The organism is Pseudoalteromonas sp. S1608 (assembly GCF_005887265.1).
GTDB classification, from domain to species: domain Bacteria; phylum Pseudomonadota; class Gammaproteobacteria; order Enterobacterales; family Alteromonadaceae; genus Pseudoalteromonas; species Pseudoalteromonas undina.
Genome location: NZ_PNDK01000015.1, coordinates 25,004 through 43,554, shown reverse-complemented (window position 1 = coordinate 43,554; position 18,551 = coordinate 25,004). Strand labels below are relative to the sequence as shown.

At 39.0% G+C, this 18,551-nt stretch carries 14 protein-coding genes; 7 read left to right on the top strand and 7 right to left on the bottom strand.

From position 1 onward, the window contains the following. Positions 1 to 6 precede the first annotated feature (6 nt). Positions 7 to 888, bottom strand: coding sequence for a tetratricopeptide repeat protein (locus CWB75_RS07555; protein WP_008112666.1), 882 nt, complete (start codon positions 886 to 888; stop codon positions 7 to 9). Positions 889 to 1,529: 641 nt separating this feature from the next. Between CWB75_RS07555 and katG the strand changes: the two genes are divergently transcribed. Continuing rightward, a complete protein-coding gene (katG, locus tag CWB75_RS07550; RefSeq protein WP_138570299.1) occupies positions 1,530 to 3,710 on the top strand; it encodes a catalase/peroxidase HPI in 2,181 nt (726 codons plus the stop codon). Positions 3,711 to 4,207: 497 nt separating this feature from the next. Here the strand turns inward: katG and CWB75_RS07545 are convergent, their stop codons facing one another. The 4 genes from CWB75_RS07545 to CWB75_RS07530 all read right to left on the bottom strand — a co-directional run bounded on the left by CWB75_RS07545 (position 4,208) and on the right by CWB75_RS07530 (position 9,182). Continuing rightward, entirely contained in the window at positions 4,208 to 5,809 is a 1,602-nt protein-coding gene (locus tag CWB75_RS07545; protein WP_010389550.1) for an ABC-F family ATPase, read from the bottom strand. Between the two features lie 143 nt (positions 5,810 to 5,952). Then, positions 5,953 to 6,687: a substrate-binding periplasmic protein gene (locus tag CWB75_RS07540; RefSeq protein WP_010389548.1), complete on the bottom strand. Its 735-nt coding sequence runs from the start codon at positions 6,685 to 6,687 to the stop codon at positions 5,953 to 5,955. A gap of 117 nt (positions 6,688 to 6,804) precedes the next feature. Continuing rightward, the gene (locus tag CWB75_RS07535) at positions 6,805 to 8,316 is read right to left on the bottom strand and encodes an ABC transporter substrate-binding protein (RefSeq protein ID WP_138570298.1); all 1,512 of its coding nucleotides are present in this window, start codon (positions 8,314 to 8,316) and stop codon (positions 6,805 to 6,807) included. A 35-nt stretch (positions 8,317 to 8,351) separates the two neighbouring features. Beyond that, positions 8,352 to 9,182, bottom strand: a complete 831-nt coding sequence (locus tag CWB75_RS07530; RefSeq protein ID WP_249362312.1) for a substrate-binding periplasmic protein — start codon at positions 9,180 to 9,182, stop codon at positions 8,352 to 8,354. A 399-nt stretch (positions 9,183 to 9,581) separates the two neighbouring features. On the opposite strand from CWB75_RS07530, the gene CWB75_RS07525 reads away from it, so the two are divergent. The 4 genes from CWB75_RS07525 (at position 9,582) to CWB75_RS07510 (ending at position 13,826) form a co-directional block, all read left to right on the top strand. After that, positions 9,582 to 10,181 carry a class I SAM-dependent methyltransferase gene (locus tag CWB75_RS07525; RefSeq protein WP_138570297.1) on the top strand — a complete coding sequence of 200 codons (600 nt, stop codon included), beginning with the start codon at positions 9,582 to 9,584 and terminating at the stop codon, positions 10,179 to 10,181. Then, positions 10,178 to 11,767: a DUF8808 domain-containing protein gene (locus tag CWB75_RS07520; RefSeq protein WP_138570296.1), complete on the top strand. Its 1,590-nt coding sequence runs from the start codon at positions 10,178 to 10,180 to the stop codon at positions 11,765 to 11,767. Before CWB75_RS07525 ends, CWB75_RS07520 begins: the two co-directional genes overlap by 4 nt. A 446-nt stretch (positions 11,768 to 12,213) precedes the next feature. Further along, positions 12,214 to 13,017, top strand: coding sequence for a hypothetical protein (locus CWB75_RS07515; RefSeq protein WP_138570295.1), 804 nt, complete (start codon positions 12,214 to 12,216; stop codon positions 13,015 to 13,017). 404 nt (positions 13,018 to 13,421) lie between these two features. Further along, the gene (locus tag CWB75_RS07510) at positions 13,422 to 13,826 is read left to right on the top strand and encodes a type II restriction endonuclease (protein ID WP_138570294.1); all 405 of its coding nucleotides are present in this window, start codon (positions 13,422 to 13,424) and stop codon (positions 13,824 to 13,826) included. A gap of 10 nt (positions 13,827 to 13,836) precedes the next feature. On the opposite strand, the gene CWB75_RS07505 is transcribed toward CWB75_RS07510, so the two are convergent. Next, positions 13,837 to 15,414 carry a DNA cytosine methyltransferase gene (locus tag CWB75_RS07505; protein ID WP_138570293.1) on the bottom strand — a complete coding sequence of 526 codons (1,578 nt, stop codon included), beginning with the start codon at positions 15,412 to 15,414 and terminating at the stop codon, positions 13,837 to 13,839. Between the two features lie 357 nt (positions 15,415 to 15,771). Between CWB75_RS07505 and CWB75_RS07500 the strand changes: the two genes are divergently transcribed. Further along, complete coding sequence (locus tag CWB75_RS07500) at positions 15,772 to 17,238, top strand: MvaI/BcnI family restriction endonuclease (protein WP_138570292.1); 1,467 nt, start codon at positions 15,772 to 15,774, stop codon at positions 17,236 to 17,238. A 266-nt stretch (positions 17,239 to 17,504) separates the two neighbouring features. Here CWB75_RS07500 and CWB75_RS07495 read toward each other — a convergent pair whose 3' ends face one another. After that, complete coding sequence (locus CWB75_RS07495) at positions 17,505 to 17,885, bottom strand: helix-turn-helix domain-containing protein (RefSeq protein WP_138570291.1); 381 nt, start codon at positions 17,883 to 17,885, stop codon at positions 17,505 to 17,507. Between the two features lie 126 nt (positions 17,886 to 18,011). Here CWB75_RS07495 and CWB75_RS07490 point away from each other — a divergent pair, with 126 nt between their 5' ends. After that, on the top strand, positions 18,012 to 18,473 hold the full coding sequence (locus tag CWB75_RS07490; RefSeq protein ID WP_138570290.1) for a hypothetical protein: 462 nt from the start codon (positions 18,012 to 18,014) through the stop codon (positions 18,471 to 18,473). Positions 18,474 to 18,551 lie beyond the last annotated feature (78 nt).

Genomic DNA, 18,551 nt, shown 5'->3' with positions numbered 1-18,551 from the left:
CAGACCCTAAGCTTCGTTTGAAACAATAGCATTAAAGCTATCGTTATCATGTAGGCTGGCAAAAGCACTTTCGTGAAGTAGCTCGTTTCGTAAGTTAGGCGAGTATTCAAGCGACATTTTTATATCAGCTAGGGCATCTGCATGCTCATGCGTTAAAGCATACGCACAGGCTCTCTGCCAATAGGCGTAACCATAATCACTGTCTATATCAATGGCTTGATTGCAAAGCTCAATGGCTTGCTCAGTTTCATTTAGCTCTAATAATGCATCCGCTTTGTAGGCAATTGCTTCTACATCTTCTGGTTTACGTTTTAAAATCTCATCGAATATTTCAATTTTATTGGCAATATCACTTTCTAGGTTGGCTCGCATCCATAACGAATGAACTTCGTTGGTGATCGATATACGTTCTTGATTACTGAGTATTTCTTCAGAACGTACACGCAGTTTTTCTTCTAAAATTTTCAAGCGGTCTTCGTATTCGTCAGTAATAACACTAACTCGAGTATTTACTATATCTTCCACTTTATTTTTTACATCACGTAGTGAATTCCAGCCCACCAATACTAAAATAGAAGCGGTTGCAGTAATAATAAAAAATACATTATTAATCGTGTCGGTTGTGTAAGTCAGCGCCCGATCGGCGGTGTCTAACTGTGCATGCGTAACTTGTTTGGTTACGTCTTCACGCAGTTTTTGTTGATCTTGGCGAACCGACTTTAATTCGTCGAGAATATAACGCTCAAGTAATGGCTTATACATTGGCTCTTTTAGCTGCGCTAATTCACGTTGCTGTTGCTCATCCAAGGTCGCGGTGTTTTTATCAGCAGCTTGCACTGCAGATGAAGCACCTATAAAAACAATAAATAGTAAAAAATAAAAACGCATTGATATGCCTAGTTAAAAAATTAATTAATCGCTTTGTTAACTCTAACATGCGCACATCATTGGTACTAGGGTGAGTATAGGGAAGCTGGCATTAACTTGGGTGGCAGTAATTATAGGCAAAAAAAACCAGCCCAAGGTGGGCTGGAAAAAACTACATCAACATCTCAGGGAACAATAGGAGATAAGGCCTAGTGTATATGTGCCTACCTGAATTTTTACTTAACTAAATTCAAATAGTTAAAAATAGGGAAGAAATAAAGGTGCATAAATAGTTTATACACCTTTTATAACTATAATTTCATGGCGAAGGGGGGTATTCCACTGTGCACTTAAGATAACCTAAGTCACTTTCAAACCCTTCAGCATACATTACGTGGCTATTTTTAATAACGATCATCTATTTTATAAAAAGTTTTAATATTAAGCACACAACTGGCAGCACCATCATATTTATAAATGATTGTAATCGTTTTAAAGCATCGTCTTGCTCTAGCGTATCAAAGCCGCTACACGTATATTGAATAAGCAGAGACCGTACACGTCATTAATATAATGGCAAAAAAATAACAGCGCTCCCAATTGGTGAATGCCAAAAGCAGTAAGCATGGGCGTTTTTATTTATATTTAAAAAGGAGCTCAATATGGATAATCATAAAGTGGGTAAATGCCCAGTTATGCATGGCAGTAATACCACAACTGAAAACACCAATACAGATTGGTGGCCAAATTCACTAAATTTAGACATCCTTCATCAGCACGATAGTAAAACTACCCCCTACGATAGCGACTTTAATTACGCCGATGCTTTTAATTCACTCGACTTAGAGGCACTTAAAACCGACCTAAAAAATTTAATGACTCAAAGCCAACCGTGGTGGCCAGCCGATTGGGGGCACTATGGTGGCCTGATGATCCGTATGGCGTGGCATGCAGCGGGCTCGTATCGTTTAGCGGATGGCCGAGGCGGTGGCGGTACGGGTAATCAACGTTTTGCTCCACTTAACTCATGGCCCGATAATGCCAACCTCGACAAAGCTCGCCGTTTGCTGTGGCCAATTAAAAAGAAATACGGCAATAAGCTTTCATGGGCTGATCTGATTATTTTAGCCGGTAATATGGCGTATGAATCAATGGGACTTAAAACCTTTGGCTTTGCTGGCGGCCGTGAAGATATTTGGCACCCAGAAAAAGACGTTTACTGGGGCGCAGAAAAAGAATGGCTTGCGCCTAGTGATGAGCGTTATACCCAGGTTGATAAACCCGACACCATGGAAAACCCATTAGCAGCAGTACAAATGGGCTTAATTTATGTAAACCCAGAAGGGGTTAATGGCAAGCCCGATCCGCTTAAAACTGCAGATCAAGTCCGCGAAACCTTTGCCCGCATGGCCATGAACGACGAAGAAACCGCAGCACTCACCGTTGGTGGCCACACTGTTGGTAAAACTCACGGTAATGGTAAAGAAGAAAACTTAGGCCCTGAGCCAGAAGCTGCCGACGTACACGAGCAAGGCCTTGGTTGGAATAACCATAAAACTCGTGGCATTGGCCGCGATACCATGACCTCAGGTATTGAGGGCGCATGGACAACCTACCCAACTAAATGGGATAACGGCTATTGTAAATTGTTACTCAATTACGAATGGGAGCTAACAAAAAGCCCTGCCGGTGCTCATCAGTGGGAGCCGGTTAATATTAAAGAAGAAGATAAACCCGTTGATGTGGAAGACCCATCAATTCGTTTAAACCCAATAATGACCGATGCCGACATGGCGATGAAGCTCGACCCCGCATATCGTAAAATTATTGAGCGTTTTAATGACGATTTTGAGTACTTTACTGACGTATTCGCTCGCGCATGGTTTAAGTTAACCCACCGTGATTTAGGGCCAAAATCGCGCTATTTAGGTGCCGATGTACCAAGCGAAGATTTAATTTGGCAAGATCCAATTCCAACGGTTGATTACACCCTAAGCGACGCTGAAATAACCGATTTAAAAGCGAAGCTACTTAATTGTGGATTAAGTGAAACCGACTTAATTAATACCGCATGGGACAGCGCACGTACTTATAGAGGCTCCGATCACCGTGGTGGTGCTAATGGCGCTCGTATTCGCCTTGCTCCGCAAAATAACTGGCAAGGTAACGAGCCTGCGCGCTTAGCCAAGGTGCTTAGCGCACTTGAAACACTGCAAGCGAGTTTAACTAAGCCTGTTAGTATGGCTGATTTAATTGTACTTGGCGGCACCGCTGCACTAGAGCAAGCCGCTAAAAAGGCCGGAGTTGATGTAACCGTACCATTTGCCCCAGGGCGTGGCGATGCAACTGATGATATGACCGACGCCGAGTCATTTGAGCCATTAGAGCCAATTCATGATGGTTTTAGAAACTGGTTGAAAAAAGACTACGCTGTATCCGCCGAGGAGCTATTACTGGAGCGCAGCCAATTAATGAGCTTAACCGCGCCAGAAATGAGCGTGTTATTAGCTGGTATGCGCGTACTGGGCACTAACTATGGCAATAGTGAGCATGGCGTATTTACAGACAACGTAGGCGTACTGAGTAACGACTTCTTTGTTAATTTAACCGACATGAACAACCGCTGGGAACCTGCAAGTAAAGGCGAGTACAACATAGTTGATCGCGCAAGCGGTAAAACTAAATACACGGCTACGCGGGTTGATTTAGTGTTTGGTTCAAACTCAATCCTACGTGCATTGGCGGAGTTTTATGCTCAAGACGATAACAAAACCCGTTTTGTACACGACTTTATAAATGCATGGGTAAAAGTAATGAACGCCGATAGGTTTGATATTAAATAAACCTGAGTAATATTTAAAAAGGAGCAGTAATGCTCCTTTTTTTATTATTTGAAAGTTACGAGCTGCGGGCAACGAGCTGCGAGTCGCGAGCTAGTGCTAAAATCTGAAACCTTTATCCTTTAACCTACTCTTTCAGCGCAGCGCCTCATAGCCCTCTTTGTGCATAATTCACTAAAAGCTATTTGAACACAGAGAAGCGAATGAGAGTAAATGAGAAGACAACGGGCTTCGAGCTGCGAGTCGCGGGTAAAATGCAGCGCCTCATAACCTCTGTGGTGAATAAATCACTTAAAAATTATTTGCACAAACAGCAAAGAATGGGTACAAATGAGCAAAAAAACACAGCCTTTCTTTACTCTTTTATAAATAAACTACCAAGCACAATTCTGCCGAACCCCGAACCCCGAACCCCGAAATACAGACACAAAAAAACGGCGCTTAAACAAGCACCGCTTTTAAAATGGTTTAGGCTATTTCTTTAACCTTTAACCTAGCTCTTAAGCTACTTTATTTTCTTCGCAGCTTGCTAGGTATTCGTCAAACGTACCTTGGAAGTCAATCACTTGCTTGTCTTTAATATCAACAATACGCGTTGCTAGTGACGATACAAACTCACGGTCATGGCTTACAAAAATAAGCGTGCCTTTAAAGTCTTTTAGCGCATTGTTAAGCGCTTCAATGGCTTCCATATCCATGTGGTTTGTTGGTTCATCCATTATTAGTACGTTAACGTCTTGCATCATTAACTTACCAAATAACAAACGGTTTTTCTCACCACCTGAACAGTTACGCGCTTTTTTATTTGAATCGTCTGCGGTAAATAATAAACGCCCTAACATGCCACGAACCATTAAATCGTTGTGTTTAGCAGTGCGCCACTGCGACATCCAATCAAATAAAGTTAAGTCGTTATCAAAGTCTTTGCTGCTGTCTTGTGGGCAGTAACCAAAGGTCGCGTTTTCTGACCATTTAACTTCACCGTGTAAACTTTCAAGCTCGTTAACTAAACAACGTAAAAAGGTGGTTTTACCCACACCGTTTTCGCCAATTACCGCAAGCTTTGCACCCGCTTCTAGCAATAAGTCGCCGCCGGTAAATAATGTTTCACCGTCAAATCCATGGCCAAGCTTGGTTAGCTCAAGCGCTTGGCGATACATTTTTTTGCCTTCGTCAAAGCTCAGTGACGGGCTCATACGGCTTGATGCTTTAACTTCATCAAGCTTAATTTTGTCCATTTTTTTAGCACGCGAGCTGGCTTGTTTTGCTTTAGAGGCGTTAGCACCAAAACGGTTAACAAAGTCTTGTAGCTCGTCTATTTCAGCGCTTTTTTTCGCGTTTTCAGCTAATAACTGTTCGCGCTGTAAGCCTGAGGCTTCAAGGTACTTTTCGTAGTTACCTGGATAAATACGCAGCTCGCCGTAATCAATATCGGCCATGTGCGTACATACCGAGTTTAAAAAGTGACGGTCATGGGAAATAATAATCATGGTACATTTACGTTGGTTAAGCTCATTCGCAAGCCACGTAATAGTATGAATATCCAAGTTATTGGTTGGCTCATCAAGTAGCAAAATATCAGGGTTAGCAAATAGTGCCTGTGCTAAAAGCACACGCAATTTCCAACCAGGGGCTACGTTTGCCATTAAACCATAATGAAATTCTTTATCGATACCCGCATCAAGTAGTATTTCTTCTGCGCGGCTTTCTGCGGTGTAACCGTCCATTTCAGCAAATACACTTTCAAGCTCGGCTACTTTCATGCCGTCTTCTTCGCTCATTTCAGGCAACGAATAAATACGGTCGCGCTCTTGTTTTACTTTCCAAAGCTCAACGTCGCCCATAATTACCGCGTCAACTACGCTGTATTGTTCAAACGCAAACTGATCTTGGCTTAGGTTACCTAATTTTAGCCCCGGCGTAATAGACACATTACCTGCACTAGGCGTAAGCGCACCGCTTAAAATTTTCATAAATGTCGACTTGCCGCAGCCGTTAGCGCCAATTAAACCGTAACGGTTACCGTTACCAAATTTAGCTGAAATGTTTTCAAACAACGGCTCTGCGCCAAACTGCATCGTAATATTTGCGGTGGAGATCAAAAAAAGTAATCCTAGAAAATTAATGGCAGGGTTAAGCTGCAGCAAGGTGCCGCATAAATAAACAAGCGATAGAGTAAATAATAGGCCGCGAATTATACAGATCCACGCCCAAAGATGAAAGGTAAAAGAATAAAGCTTAAAAGCTATAACAGCTGATAAATAGCGTGTATGTTGCTTTTATTTTGTTTAATTAACTCATTTATAGTTTGTAACTCGGCTTGGTTAATAGACTTTTTACTCAACATTAAATGAATAGAACTCTTATTAATAGCCGCCATACTAGTAACAAGCTCAATGCTTGGGTGTTGGTTTAAAAAATATTGTGCTGCTACTTCGTCTTCTATTGCGTAATCCACTCTGTTTTTACTAAGCATTGCAAAGCGTTTATCGGCTGTGGGCATCATAATAACGTGAGCAGGATGATTTTGTTTAAACTGCGCAAATGCAGCGCCATAATAACTACCGCGACCAGTAGCGAGAGTTAAATCTCTATAAAAAATATCGCTTAGGTTATTTATATCAGGAGAGTCGCTATATTTATAAAGGCGCATTATTTCATCGCGATAAGTATCGCTAAAATAGGCATAACTTTGTCTATCAGGGGTTATGCTGGCTGCAAAAACAATATCAATACGGCCTTCTTTTAACTCTTCAAAAGCACGAGCAGAGGTAGGCAGCAACATAAACTTTAAACAAAAAGGTGAGCCGTTAAAAATCGTATTTACCACATCAATTTCAACGCCTGTTAAATTGTTATTAACTGCCACCACATAAGGCGGCCAGTTGCGTTCATTGGTACCCACTTTAAGTGTTTTGGCACAGGCAAATACCTTAAAACTACCAATTATTAGTAATACAACAAAAGCGAGTCTTAGCATTTTATTACTCTAAAGAATGACTACAACTAAGTATACACTAGCTGGCAGATTTATCCCGCTTGTAATAAATAAAGAGCGCGCAGTGCAGGTAGCCCAGTAAAAACAAATGCTGGGGGCTCAAGGGGTTGCAACTAAGCCTAACGACGCTCGATAAGCCTTTAATTGTTTTTCACGGCCAATTTCATCGGTTAACTTATTCCAGCCGGTTTCAATGTTTTCAACCGTTTGGTCTACGGTTTGGTTATGCCTTAAATATTTAGCTACTTCCGTGTCGAGTATGTCTCTAAAGTAACGGTTGTTTTCAAAAATTCTTAAATCCAGAATAATATTGGCATTATTTACCGTTTTAGAAATAGAGCCTAAATAAAAGCGAAGGGTATTTTCACTCATGCCTTGGTCAAGCCAGCTTTGCTGATTAACTAATTGAGAGGTACGATACGGGTTCATGCCCGTGGCCCCTATGGTTACATCTTCATTAGATTGCAAAGGCTGAGTAACATACGACAAGTACTCATAAGCGAGCTTTTTTTTGCCAGCATTGCTGGCGCGGTTTATTGAGCCTACCCAACCACCAAATGCAGCATAAGGCGCATAGTTAATATCGCCCATGGCAAATGGGCAAAGGGTAGAGTTACATCGCTCAAGCTGGTTTGTTTTACGATTTAATACCTCGGTTGACCCCGGTAATATACTTACCCCCGTTTTGTTTTTTACTTTAGATTTGGGTAATACGGTCATGGTGCCAATATCGCCCCATTCAATAGCTAAAGCGCAGCGCCCATTAATAAACGCATACCTTACATCGTTAGTGTCAAAGTTAAGTTCATCGGCAGAGCCAAATTCGGTGGTTTGTTTATAAATTTGTAAGGCTTTTTTAAATGCCGCGTTATTCACTAACGGCGCCATGGTTTTGGTGTTAAAAAATATCCCCTGCGACGTGCCTTTACTTTGCAAAAAACTACCCGCAATAGACAACAGCGACCAATACGACTGTTCATTGGCTTTTTTAGAAATGCACGAGCCAAAATCACCTTCGCCATCCCCATTCATATCAACCCCATGCAATTGCTTAGCAATAGCAAGGTAATCATCCCAGGTTCTGGGTGGGGTAAGGCCATACTTTTTAAGTACATCGAGGCGGTAATACAGTAAGTGTATATCGCCATCGAGGGGGATAGAGTAAATTTGACCATTATATTTAGAGCTAAAATCTCTAAAAAAGCGCGATACATCATTCCATTGAATTAAAGGGTCGGCATTTACGTAAGTGTCTAGGCGCTCTAGGTAATTGTTTTGTGCAAAATCAACCATCCACTGCGATGCATAAGCAATAATATCGTACTGGCTGGTTGGCGAGCTTAAATCTTTACTTATTTCATTATATAACTGACCAAAAGGCACCTTGGTTACATTAACTTTAATACCGGTTTGCTGTTCAAACTCTAAGCCCCTTTGTATTAGTGGCTTGCTAATAATAGTGCCTAAATCAACCGTAAGTACATTAAGTTGGGTGTTTGCGTGAAGCAGTGTACTGGGTTGGCTTTCTATTTTAGAGGGAGGCAGGTTACTTTGTGCAACGCATTGAAAAACAAAAATTAAGCTTATAACTAAAGCAAATACAACTCTCATAAAAAACTCAACCACAGCAATATGTAATTACTACTCTAGTCTATATTTTGTGGAAAGGGAAAAGGCAGGTAGTTGTAAGCAATAAAAAGCGCTTCTAGCTCACCACTGGCAAGTAACTTAGCAAAACCGGCATCAAAAATTTGTGCTAGCTCGCGGCCTTTAGCGTTATCGGTAAAGGCAATGTATTGCTTTATTGGAACTATGTTTTCAATTTGGTACTGCTGCGGGTCAAAGTTTATTGTTGATAACTCAGCGGCATTAGCAATCAAGGTTTGCTGCAGCGCTTTACGGCTATCTAAAAAGAAATCAAGCCTATCAAGCTTGAGCATTTTAACGCCCTCAATCCGCTGAGTAACCTGTTGTAAATCAATCGGCACATACAAATAATTATTATAGTTAGATCCCCTTAATGTGCCTACCGAGCGGTTTTGTAGCGAATACTCACCTTGCCAATTTTTAAATCGGCCTTTTTTAAACATCGCCGACACAAAAGTAATATCGTAATGCCAAACCGGAAAGTACAGCCCCTCCACCTCATTTTGCCTTGCACTTAACATAGCATCGGCGTTGCCGTTAGCTGTCCACCAATAAGCACGCGACTGAGGCACAATCATAATATTGAGTTCAATCGACTGCGCAGCAAAAATTTTAGTCAGCATATCAACGTAAAGGCCAGAGCCGTCTTTTTCTACCAGCCCGTCAATGGTGTCGGTAGCCAGTACAATTTTTTTAATATCGCTCGACGCCCAACCACTGCTAGGCACGCCTAAACAAAGCGCTAAAAGTACAGCTAAAAACCACCTAACCCTAACATTCATTGAAAGTAACACCTCGGTACTTAAACACAGCCACACTAGCCAATACATTTTTTATACTAGTAAGCGCTGAAGAGCGATCTTATGAGTAAACATAGCACACCTCGCTGACCAATAAATGAACGGTGCAATACGTGTTCATACTATTACACTGAAGGGTAAATAACAGCCATGTTTTTAGTGTGGATTAAGGTAAGTGCTTAATTATTGCTACTCATTCAAATAGCACCGAAGCGTTTATATAACTTTAATACTTTCAAAGATGTAGAGTTAATAGGTAAAAGTGTAAATAACATTGGTTTATAGCAGTTAAACAGTGCTTTTTTGTAATAAAAACATACTACTTAGGGCGTATATATTGCCGTAGCTCTATATTTTTAAATGTTGATACTGTAGATTAGTTATAAATGAATGCCAGATTAATAAATAAACCAAGGAGCGGTGAATTTAGTGCCTACTAAAACACTCAATTACTATAATCAACATGCACAAACTTTTAGCGACTCAACGCTTAATGTTGATATGTCGGCGCTTTACGCTGAGTTTTTACCGCTTATCCCTAAACATGGCCATATTTTAGATGCTGGCTGTGGCAGTGCCCGCGATGCTATGTATTTTAAACAGCAAGGTTTTACTGTTAGCGCGTTTGATGCAAGCGAGAACATTGCAAGGTTAGCCAGTAATTACTTACAACAAAGTGTAGAGGTTAAAACCTTTCAGCAGCTTAATTGTACAAATATGTACGACGGCATTTGGTGCTGCGCCAGTTTATTACATGTGCCAAAAGTAGAGTTACCGCAGGTGTTTTTAAAGCTGCAAAATGCCCTAAAACCAAACGGTGTTTTGTATGTGTCGTTTAAATACGGCACGCAAGAACGCGTGCATAACGGCCGTGAATTTACCGATTTAAATGAAGATGGCCTAACTGCGCTAATTGCCCACCACACCGAGCTTAAAATCCTAAAACAATGGCAAAGTGTTGATCAGCGGCCAGAGCGCGAGAATGAAGTGTGGCTCAATGCGTTAATTAAAGCAGTGCCCGTTTTATGATTGGCGCAATGCAGCAACAACTCGACTTTATTGCCTATATTCAGCGCATGCTGGTTGAGGGAGAGTTCACCGCAACTTATAAATATGCACTATTACATGCTATTGCTGATATTTGCGTAGAACAGCAAAATGAAGATCAGAGTGCTCCAATGGAAATAAAAATCGACACGTTAGTCGATAAATTTATTCAACTTTATTGGAACCACTCAATGCCTTACGCTGCGCACTCTACCGATATTATTACTAATACTGAAGACATGCTGTTAAAGCAAAATAGCCAAGGACAGGCAAAGTTCATCACCGAAATTTATAAACTACAAAATGCAGGTGTGAAAAGTTACAACGCATTCAAAAACTACCAACAATATAACCAAGTAATTAGCTCTCTTAGGCGAACATTTATCGATGGCCCTCTTTGGCGCTTACAGTTACTTTCGGGTAAAGAAGAATGTTTTTTATATCCCCATATACTTTTAGGTAAAGGCAGAGAGCCCAAGCGAATTGTTTTAAATGCTGGTATAGCTCAGTGTTTTAGGCGTTTTTACGATTTGGTTGTACATCTTAGTGTTACTGAATGGATAGAAAAAGTACAAACTATAAAAGCGAATCAAACACTATTAGGATCACAAAGCCAGCTACAAGAGTTCTTGTTTGGCAGTAACAGAACTGCGTTAAAAGTGGTAACTCCACTATTGATAGATATTCAAAAGGGGCTTTGCTTTTACTGCCAAAAGCCAATGAATCTCAAAAACGAAAAAGAAACTAAAAAAACGCCAGAGATCGATCACTTTATTCCTTTTAAGCGCTACCCAAACGACTTAGCACATAACTTTGTTGCTGCGCATGCTGATTGTAATAACAATAAGCGAGACCACCTCGCAGCTTTTGCTCACCGCGACCGCTGGCTAGAACAAAACCTTGATATTCATAAAGCCGAGATAACTAATAAACTGCAACCTTACTTTTATTGCGATGCAGATAAATCGCTTGCAGTAAGCAACTGGGCGTATCAGGTTGCCGAATCAAGCAGTGCAAAATTATGGCTTGGCAAAAACAGTTTCGAACAAGCAAAACCAACTGCTGAGTTGTTTACGTTTCCAAATGCATCCCAACCTGAGTTAAATCAAGTTGCTAAGCCCGAAGTTAGCTTAAAATCAATTGATAACGCATTAAAGCTGCCGTACTTCCCCAATATAAAAATAGCCTGTGGGCATTTTAAAACAGGGGATGAAAGCGATATGGAATTAATGGATGCACCACTTGGCGCGGGCAAGCTCGACCCACAAGTGCATTTTTTAGCACACGCATCGGGTAACTCAATGAATGGCGGTAAACACCCAATACTTGATGGTGATTTACTGTTACTTGAGCTTATAACGTCCGATAAAGCCGGATCGCTACGCGGCCGAATAGTGGCGATAGAGCGAGATGATATAGGCGGGGAAGGGCAGTATTTACTGCGTAAAGTTAATAAATTATCTAATGGGCAATATGAGCTAATTGCTCAAAACCCAGATTACGAAGTAATGATTGCAGATGAAAGTATGCGAACCTTTGCGCGGTTTAAACAAGTGGTTGCAGAGTAGTTTGTCGTCGCGCTTTAACTTATAGGCGCAGAGCTTGCTCGCTCGAAAAGCGCTTTAACCATGATTTTTACATGGTTTGGGAAAGGGATTAATAACCTCTATTCGAGGTTTTATCGCGTTGGCGATGGCAACCAAAGGGCGGCTGCCGCCGACCGCCCTTTGGAATCCCACGGCGCACCCGAGGATCACACTGTGTCCTCAAATTAAAAATTGATGTGAACGTAAGCGCCGTGTATTCGCCATCCCTGGCGAAGTCACGGCTTAACTTGCATCCATGCAAGTGATTACTCATCAATTTATAACTTTCGGGTGTGATCACGGGGAGTTGGAGTGTGTTTGTAGATTGGTGTTTATGAATGAGGGTGGGAGTTTTCTCATAAGTTGTATATCAATATTAAAGAAAATTACCTGTCTTCTTGTATTAAAAATTAAAAGGGATTTAAAAATTGGAACAGCTTTTTCATATTGCGACTAGATATTATTTTGCTTTTGAAAGCAGTAAAGGCTTAAATTTTAAAATGAAGCGGAACTGGTTTTTTACAATTGCTTTAGCCCCTCTTTTTCTAGGAATGTGTTTTTTAACATTTTACCTTTTAATTATAGAGTCTAGTACGACTCAGAAGTGGCTCGGTATAGCTGCGTTATTTTTTAGTGAGTTTGCTTTTCTTTTTTCTTTCACAAGTTTGCAAGAAAAAAAGAAAAAGTTGATTCTTGAAAAGCATGGTGAAAAAAGTGGTGATAAACGTGCATTATTTCGTGCTAAAAGAAAGTGGCTTCTAAAAGAGCTTGGCATTAAAAGTACAGAGTTTTTTGTTACAGCAGAGCAGTATGAAAAAATGCTTAAGTATTACTTTGAAAGAAAAACACCTTATGAGAATTATTGGCAAACGTTCTTCTCTAGTTTATTTAGTGATAGCTCAAAGGCAAGAATCTTAAGCTTATTCATTTTTTTAATGTCTATTTGTTTTTTATTAGTAATGAAAGGTGTGAGTGATTCAGAGGTGTTCTTCGAACTCCTTGAACTAAATAATTTGATTTCAGGCTTTTTTCTAATTTTACTTTTTTCATTTGGGTTGCATGTTTTCATAGAGACTGTAAAAGCTTTAATTCGTCTTGTTGGATTAATAAATTCAATAATTATCATACGGTTAGAAAGTAAGCGCTCTGAGTCAGATGAAGTACTGAGAGTCTTTATTAAAGATCTATTGTTACTAAGCAGGTTGGATAACAAGATTAAAGTGGTTAATTGATTACCCTAAAGATCTAAATATAGTTAACTTTAGTTTTGGGGAAAGAGATTGAAACCTCTATTCGAGGTTCTATCGCGTTGGCGATGGCAACCAAAGGGCGGCTGCCGCCGACCGCCCTTTGGAATCCCACGGCGCACCCGAGGATCTCACTGTATCTTCAACTTACGTTAATGATGTGAACGTAACCAGCGTAGATAGGCCATCCATGGCCAAGCTACGCTTTTTACAGCATCCATGCTGTAAATTACTCATCATTAACTCCGTTTCAGGTGTGATCACGGGGAGTTGGAGTATGTTGGTAGATTGGTGTTTATGAATGTAGGCTCTGCTTTTATTTCAAATAAGATACTATAAAAACTAAAGTTAGTTAATTAAACTAACTTATAACTTTAAGGGATTAAGAAATGGCAATACAGCCAATTAAATTTAGTAAATCATGTATAAAAACACTAACTGCTGTGGAAGCTGAAGAAGCACGCTCAAATCAGCATGAATTTCAAGGGGTTGCTCCGTTAAAAGAGATGTTTGGTTATGCTAAAATGACGACTAAAGCTACTTTTTCAATTCGAGGTAGTAGTGATTCGTACCCAGTAGAGTTGACATGGTATGATGCTAGAGAAGGAAATCCAAATCGTTCAGCAGAATATAGATTATACTTTCAAAGCTCGCCTGTGATGGTGGTGGCTAAAGAGGGTGATGTAATAGCTATTGGATATGACAAGAATAATAATATTCACTGTGAACTTATTCAAAGCAATAGAAGTACACATAAGCCTACGCAATGGCAAATTTCTCAAGGTATAGCGTAGCTACATTTCATTATAAACGTTCAGTTAATTTTATTAAGCAAGCACCTAATTTTTGGCCTAATAGTGGAGGCACTGCGTTGCCAACCTGAGTGTACTGCGGAACTTCAAATTTACGCATCTGGCCTCCCGTTGTGACTTTTGAGCGGAATTCAAATTGATCTGGGAATGATTGAATTCGGGCCATTTCTCTTACGGTAAGTACGCGAAGTTCGTTCTTATCGTAATGACAGGCGTCGTCAGGGATTGATAATGCCGCAGGTGCAGGTGCATTTGCAATTAAAGCTCTTTGAGTTTGCTTTTTAGTTGGGTGCTCTAAAAGATATTGAACTAGGTCAAATCTATTTTTAAATTTAACCAATTTATTTTGCTGATTTAAAAACTCTTTATTGAGTAATAAAGCTGTGCTCTCATTACTTAAGGTTGCTACACCATTTTTAAGAATATTAAAAACGTCTTTTGTTACTTGTTTTTTATCAATATCTTGTAATATTTGGTAAATTCTAAAACGTCTTTTTACAATATCACTGTTGGCTCTTAGTACATGATTTTTTAGATCGGTGACATTACCTAAGACATCTGAAAAGTGGGTATTTAATTCATTAATATACGTAGATGTTTTTGATGGACTTGTTAGCTTTAAATCATCAAGTGCATCTTTTACTGTTGCGGTATTATCTGCGATTAAGGAGCTAAGAAAGCTATCTTTAAATAGCTTAAAGTGCTCTATTTTTGTTATGTCAAAATAGGGCAAATCACCAAATTTTACGCTACTAATGTTCTTTCTAGCTTTTTTATAAAAGCTAACTGATTGATTGAATAATTCAATTTCAGTTTCATTTAAATTCTTAAGCTTTTCAAAATAGTCATTTCGTATTGCAATCATGATGAAGCGAGGTCTGTTTTGAGCTATTCCGGAGAACCTTGCGTTAATATGAAGGCAAAGTGGAATGTACCCTTTAGTTGCAAATACTTTTGCAACTTCATACCACGCATGGAATTGATTTCCTTCTTCGTCCTTAAAAGCGCGTAAGATACCTGTTACGTTTTCGAGCATTGCAATTTTAGGGCGAACTAGAGATACGAATGTTGCAAATTCCCATGGTAAAGTATTTTTATCGCAATCTTTTTTACGCATACCCGCCATACTGAAACTTTGGCATGGTGGTCCGCCTGAAACTAGATCTAACTCACCTTTACCAAATGAATTATGTAGTTCATCGCATAGCTCTGAATTTGCTTTTAACAGTTTATTAAGTTCAACAATACTGCCAACTATAAGTTTATTTTGAATGTTTTTTAAGTCATTAGGTAAATCAGAGAACCCATCTTTATTGTCGAACTCAGGAAAGTTAAAAGGGTTTTCTCTTAATCTAGGTTTTAAATCTTTATAACTACTGTTTAACCACAGTGTATTTTGTGGCATTAAGTTATCTTCAGCTAGTTGTGCAAAATCTTCTTTAAAAAAGTTATAAGCAAAAGTTTCTGCTGCCATAGGAGAGAGTTCATTAGCAAGTACGGTATTAAAACCGACACTTTCTAGTCCTAATGTTAAGCCACCACAGCCTGCAAACAATTCAATATGATTCAAAACACACCAAGTAATAAATGAAAACCACCGAATTTTACGGTAATCGCTCTTAAAAGTCCAGGTAAGAATTTATTATTTTATATGTTGACTTAAGAGTATGAAAAGAATAAGTTAATTTAAGGCTTATGAGAGTAGCCTTCCTTCCTGTAAAGACCCTTTGTGTCCTCTCTGTAGATAAAGTTGTGAATTCGCAGCTAGATTTACAGTGTTCGGACTGAAATCAATGAATAACTTTAACTACATATATTCACGGCACGGGAAGTGCCATCCTGATTATAGGAGAAGCGTTTAGCATCACCCATTTAACCTAAATTTATTTTAGCTGCGATGAATTCCAAAATATTTGGACCATCGAAAATGATAAATGAAAAACGACTTAAACAAGAAGCAAAACTTTTAAAGAAAAACAATGACAGTTTAAATCAAGCCCAAGCACTAAATATTGTTGCTCGCAAATATGGTTATCCTACTTGGCCTGATGTTTCAAAAGAGTTAAAAAAGCAAGAGATAGAAGGTATTCCCATACCAAGCATTTCAACAAATTTTGTTGAATACAATGAAGTTGAAATGTCAGATAAGGATTATGAGGTTTATGATCAAGAAAGGGCCAGTGACTTACAATTAGAGCAAAAATTATTACTGAGAAGAAATACCGTTGCTTTGACCAAGTTAGGTGTAGAGTTTTCTCTTTTTGAGCCTACGCAAACAGGTTTGAATAAATCTATTCTGGATGCAACTCAATCAGTAAGAGATCATTTCGAGTTAGAGGAATTTCATTATTACTTTCAACAAGAGCAAGGTGTTATAAGAAAAGAAGTTAGCTACTTAGTTAATCAGAATGAAATAAAAGAAATTGTTGGAAGTTTTTACCGCCCTAAAACTAAGCAGGGTGATCCAAGGATGTGGTATAGACAACTACCAAAGTTTGCTGCTGCAGGTGATCAAGTTGCCATTATTATATACCAAGGCTCACCACATTTAATTAACCTGAGTCGAATTGATTTAGAGGCTGAACTACAGAACCCTTATAGCCAAATTTATAAATTAATAACAAACTACATAAACAAAGAGTTCTCTTATTCAGCAGAGCTACTAAATAAGATAAAAGAATTAGCTATAAAGCCATTCAAAGCACAACGAAGTGGTGATACAGCAATAGGTTATACATTAGAGACTTTACTTGGCATTGATGCAAATTCATCAAAAGATCCGGATTACCATGGTATCGAAATAAAGTCTGGTAGAGGAAGTAAAAACCGGACAACCTTGTTTGCCCAAGTTTCTGATTGGTACTTAAGCCCTTGTGGTTGCAAAGGAGTTGATTTTACTAAAGGCTCTAGTTCAAAAATATTAGATAGATACGGTTATGTAAGAGAAGATGATTTTAAATTGTACTGCACAGTCAGCACTCAACGCCAAAATACTCAAGGGCTGCATTTTATATTCAACAAGCAAAAGGATCAGCTTGAAGAATGGTATCGAAATGAAGAATTAGTAGCTGTTTGGCCTGCTAAATTATTGAAGAAAAGGCTAATTGAAAAGCACTCAGAGACTTTTTGGGTGCAAGCTAAAAGCTTTAGAGAAAATGGCGAAGAATTTTTTCAGCTAGAAAAAATTGTACACACTAAAGCTCCTGTTTTGAGCCAGCTAATACCATTGATTTGCTCAGGTGTCATTACAATGGATCATCTAATAAAACGCTCAGGTAAAACTGGTCGAGTTACAGAAAAGGGGCCGCTATTTAAAATAGATAAAAGAAACTTAGAGCTACTTTTCCCTGAGCCGATTGAGATTAATTTGAAGAATGAAATTCATAATGTTTAGTTAGGGGTAGATTAACATGCAGCTGTCAAGACTATTCCCCCGTCATTTTGCCCGAAAAACCTCAATTGGTGAGTAATTAATTGCATGGATGCAATCAAAGCCATGACTGGTACAAGGATGTGCCTTACATGGCGTTTACGTTCATATCAATTTCGGTTTTGAGGAAACAGGAAAATGCTCGGGGCGTCGTGGGGTTCCAAGGGGCGTACGGCGCTATGCGCCCCTTGGTTGCCGTCGCCAACGCGACATCTGTTTAAAAGTAGTATTTATTTCGCTGCGAGCCCAATAATTAATGCTGTTAAAGCTGCACCAGCAACAAACGCGCCTAAATTAGATTCTGTATTTTTTGCATTTGATGCATTACCTCTCGGAGGCATTTTTACTTGTACAACTTGGTTTTTTTCTAAGTTTTTAACTGTCTTTTCAACAGCAGCAATTATGTCTAATACGCTCACATTCATCGCTTTTGAACAAATAAACATCTGATCGACAGAGAATGTCGATTTACCAGACTCCAACCTGCTGTAACTAGCTTGTGTTAGTCCTAATGCTTTAGATAAGTCTGTTTGTTCAATACCTAATCCCTTTCTTTTATTTGCTATCACCACACCTAAAACAGATGAGAAAGAAGTTAATTTATCATTCATAAATTTATCCTTAACTAAATTTAAGAGTTGCACAAAGAAAAAAATACGGTATATTTCTTTAACGCAAATATACGTTTAAAGTATATTTGTTTGAATTTCGTGTTATTTTAACTTAAAAGAGGTTGTATGCATAGTTTTAAAGTGGGTGATATTCTGTATCGAAGTAAATTGTTGGTACAGCATGTGGGAGTTGTTATTGGGGATAATGCTGTTTTACATAACCTTCCTTCTGGGATAGAGATATGCTCATTAGCTAAGTATGGGGAAGGAAAAGATATTAAAGTCATTTCGTCTAAGTTGTCTGGGCTAGATAAAATGGAGTTTATTAAAAAGGGATTGGAATCAGTTAAAGAGGGTAAAAAATATCAATTATTTAATTTTAATTGTGAACATTTAATCTCTTCTGTTAACGGCTCAAAACCCACTAGTTCTCAAGTTACAGGTGCAGCTATGGGGTCGATCATTGCTGGCATATATAGCCTTTCTCAAGGAGGTGATAAAGTCATCACTGCCATGGGGTTAGGTGCAATCGCGGGACTGATAATCATTAATTGCTCAAGAAAGTATGATTATAAAATACAATCTTAATTATATATTGATGTAAGCAGTAACTTTTATTGAGAGATTCAAATTACTGCTGCTTTTACAAATGAGATATGTAACTGT